Genomic DNA, 3,977 nt, shown 5'->3' on the forward strand with positions numbered 1-3,977 from the left:
GACGTCGGCGCTCGGGGCGCCGCGGGCGAGCGCGTCGAGGCCGCCGAGCAGGGTCTCGGACCGTGCGCCGATCACGGCGGCGCGCTGGTCGAAGGTGGCACGCGAGTTCAGCAGCGCCCCGGCCACCGCGGCAGGAGGCAGGTCGGGGTGGGCAGCCAGATACTCGCGCAACCGCCCGGCCTGCGCCCGCAGCGCGGATTCGGTGTGGCCCGACACGCACCAGACAACGACCTCACCCGCGGGAGTTCTCGTGACCGGCGCCTCGGCCGGTGGGGACTGCTCCAGGACGACGTGCGCGTTGGTGCCGCTGATCCCGAACGAGGACACCGCCGCCCGGCGAGGCCGGTCGAGGTCGGGCCACTCCCGGTTCTCGGTCAGCAGGGACACGGATCCGGCGGACCAGTCGACGTGCGGGGTGGGCCGGTCGACGTGCAGGGTCTTCGGCAGGACGCCGTGCCGCATCGCCAGGATCATCTTCATCACGCCGGCCACACCGGCAGCGGCCTGGGTGTGCCCGAGATTCGACTTCACCGAGCCGAGCCACAGCGGCCGGCCGGCGGAACGGTCGCGGCCGTACGTCGCCAGCAGGGCGGACGCCTCGATCGGATCGCCCAGGGTGGTGCCGGTGCCGTGCGCCTCGACCACGTCGACGTCGCCCGGGCCGAGCCCGGCATCGGTCAGCGCCTGCCGGATCACGCGCTCCTGGGCCTGCCGGTTCGGTGCGGTCAGGCCGTTGCTGGCACCGTCCTGGTTGATCGCGCTGCCCCGGATCACGGCGAGGATCCGCCGACCGTGGCGCTGTGCGTCGGACAGCCGTTCCAACGCGATCATCGCTGCGCCCTCGCCCCACGCGGTGCCGTCGGCGGCGGCCGAGAACGCCTTGCACCGACCGTCGGGGGCCAGACCACGCTGGCGGCTGAACTCGACGAACACCCCCGGCGTCGCCATCACGGTCGCCCCACCCGCCAGCGCCAGTTCGCACTCGCCGTTGCGTAGTGCCTGCATGGCGAGGTGGATGGATACCAGCGACGACGAGCATGCGGTGTCGACGGTGATCGCCGGTCCGGACAGGCCGAAGCTGTACGCCACCCGGCCGGAGGCGACACTCATGGCATTGCCGGTGATGAAGTACCCCTCGAGGTCAGCCGGTGGCCGCCCCCCGGCCCGCGCCGCGTAGTCGATACCGGACAGCCCGGTGAACACCCCGACCCGGGAGCCGTGCACCGACCGCGGATCCAGGCCGGCATGTTCGAAGGTCTCCCAGCTGGTTTCGAGCAGGAGACGCTGCTGCGGGTCCATGGCCAGCGCCTCGCGCGGGGAGATGCCGAAGACCTCGGGATCGAACCCGGCCGGGTCGTCGAGGAAGCTGCCCTGCAGCGTGTAGGTCTTGCCGGCTTGCTCGGCCTTCGGATCGTAGAGTTCGGCCGAATTCCAGCCCCGGTCCTCGGGAAAGCCGGTGACAGTCTCCGAACCGGATTCAACCACGCGCCAGAGGTCCTCGGGCGACCGCACACCACCGGGGAAGCGGCAACCCATCCCGATGACGGCGATCGGTTCGTGACGCACGGCCTCGGACTCGCGAAGCTTCTCTTTCACCTGGTAGAGCTCGGCAGTCACCCTCTTCAGGTAGTCGAGGAGTTTCGCTTGATCGGTCATCCAGGATCAGCTCCTTACCGGAAGCCCCCCGAGCCGTCGCGGATTTCGATTCTATCCGCGGCGCCTGCCTCGGAAGTCGAGTTCGCTGCATCGCAGGTGCAGATTCCTCCCCTGCGAGCGCTGACTTCCGCCGCGTCCCACGGTCTGCATGAAGAACCATCGCGTTCCGCGCAGGCGGGGGCACCAAACGACGGGACACTGCCATGCACACCGCACACCGAGAGAACGTGACTGCCACCCTGATCGTCGCCGCGCCGGCCGCGCGGGTGTTCGCGGTGCTTGCCGACCCGACCACCCATTCGGCGATCGACGGCACCGGCTGGGTGCAGGACGCCGCCGACCGGGCGCCGTTGACCGAGGTGGGGCAGGTCTTCCGGATGGACATGGACCACCCCCGCCAGGTGAACGGTTACTACAAGGTGGCCAATCAGGTGCACGTGCTCGATCCGCCGCGCGCCATCGGCTGGCGGACGGGGGAGGAGAAGGACGACGGGCACCTGGAGTTCGGCGGCTGGAGTTGGAGTTATGAGCTGGTGCCGCTCGGTCCGTCGGAGACCGAGGTGACGCTCGTCTACGACTGGTCGGCGGTGCCGCAGCACATCCGGGACCACGTCGGGTTCCCGCCGTTCGGTCCGGACCATCTCACCAATTCGCTGCAGCACCTGGCCGAGCTTGTCGCAGTTGCGTCCAGCGATTCGACGAACAAATGAACCTCCACAAGCTCTACACGGCATTGCTGACGGACGACCTCGCATTCGGCGAAGGCTGGTACACGAAACTGCTGGGCCGCGGACCGGACCACCGGCAGGCCGGACCGAGATCGGTCGGGCCGAAACGGTGTCCCGGTACCGCCGAGAGAGGAGTCTGGACCTTAGACCCTGTTCCGCGGGCAAGTGACGATTGGAGCGAATGCTGTGGACGAAGATCGGAAACCCGACGAATACGACGACCTCGACGACGACACGAAACGTAGTGCGCAGGAACGGGCACACGAGATTCAGCAGATGTACGAGCCCGGTGCCAGACCTACGGTAACGGTGCCGGGAACCCGCGGGATGGTCTCGGGTACCGCGTTTGCCCACCTCGTCGAGTCGGAGGACGGCCCGACGACGGGCGAAGGGCAGTCGCAGGACGGCACCACGGGAGAGCAGCATCGATAAGCCCGGAGCAGTCAGATTTCCCGGACTGTCCTCGCTGCACGCCACCGCGTCGCCGGGTTTCGTCGCCGTCGGCGGTGCGCGTCGGAGGGTGGCTGCCCGGCGCGGGGTCCGTCGGAAGACAAGCCGAGCTCGGCGACCGTCTCGAAATGGTGTGCGCCGCGAGCTGTCGCTGTCCGCTCGATGGTCAGATGCGCAGCGCGACCTTCGACTCGGAGCGTGGCGACCTGGTTTCCGAATGTCGGACCGGCTGCCTTGCTCCAGGTGATGGAGGTGGTCGGTACGGGCGTCACCAGCCCGAGAACCGCACGTACGCAGCGTTCTGCTGTGCGGCTCCAGGCAACTCGGAACGCCACTCGAACCGCTGCCGGAACATGGTTGTGCAGCGGCGAGCACGTCAACTGGTAGATCGCTGCGCTCATGGGGACGCGGAAGTGGGCACGAGCGGCGTATGCGTGGTGCACGTCGCCCGACAGCACGCACACCGTCGCCGGGGTGACATCGGACGGTCCCGAGCGGCGTCCACTGCCGACTTCCGCCAGCAGCCGGGCGACACGGTCGAACGAGTCGCGGAATGCCGACCAATGCTCGAGATCCGCACCGCGGCGGAGCTTTTCGGCCCACCGCCCGAGCCGTTCGCCGCGCGCGCCGGATGCGAGCAACTCGTCCCACGATTCGACGTCGTGCATGGCACGCGGAAGCAACCAGGGCAACGACGTCCCGATGAGCAGGTGATCGTAGTCGCCCTCGGTCTGGCTTTCGATCCAGTCGAACTCCGGATCCGACACCATCTCCCGGCGGTCGGCGGTGAGGACCCGGCCACACCGCGAATCGATCATCAGCACCCGCACCGAACCGAAATCCCGCCGGTAGGACCACCGCGCGCCGGAAGCGCCGTCCGCTTCCTCGTCCGCATCGGACGCGAAGGCGCGGAGAATCGGTTCGGCATCACCCCCGCAGTTGCGGACACGGTCGTAGAGCGCGTCCTCGGACAGTTCCTTCGGTGAAAGATTCCCGAGGTGCTGATAGATCCAGTACGACATGAGGGCGCCGACGATCCGTTCCTCCCACCACGACGAGGCCTCCACTTCGGTCCGCCACAGGTGCGAGGTGTTCCAGTCGTCGTGCACGTCGTGGTCGTCGAAGATCATCGAGGTCGGCACG

The 3,977-nt window shown here is 68.4% G+C and carries 2 protein-coding genes and 1 pseudogene; 1 reads left to right on the forward strand and 2 read right to left on the reverse strand.

What is annotated here, in order from left to right; translation table 11 throughout:
• The coding region (locus I0Q12_RS32415) for a type I polyketide synthase (RefSeq protein ID WP_231610301.1) at window positions 1-1,656 on the reverse strand (1,656 nt) is incomplete at its 3' end.
• A gap of 203 nt (window positions 1,657-1,859) precedes the next feature.
• Here I0Q12_RS32415 and I0Q12_RS08555 point away from each other — a divergent pair.
• Complete coding sequence (locus I0Q12_RS08555) at window positions 1,860-2,366, forward strand: SRPBCC family protein (protein WP_197251521.1); 507 nt, start codon at window positions 1,860-1,862, stop codon at window positions 2,364-2,366.
• 461 nt (window positions 2,367-2,827) lie between these two features.
• Here the strand turns inward: I0Q12_RS08555 and I0Q12_RS08560 are convergent.
• A pseudogene (locus I0Q12_RS08560) lies at window positions 2,828-3,977 on the reverse strand (alkaline phosphatase family protein); the annotation flags it as partial.

The sequence above is a fragment of the Rhodococcus sp. CX genome, from assembly GCF_015865005.1.
GTDB lineage: Bacteria > Actinomycetota > Actinomycetes > Mycobacteriales > Mycobacteriaceae > Rhodococcus.

What these genes read in the sequence shown, in the direction of transcription:
- I0Q12_RS08555 (WP_197251521.1), top strand. Translation starts at nt 1,860, where the DNA reads ATGCACACCGCACACCGAGAGAACGTGACTGCCACCCTGATCGTCGCC.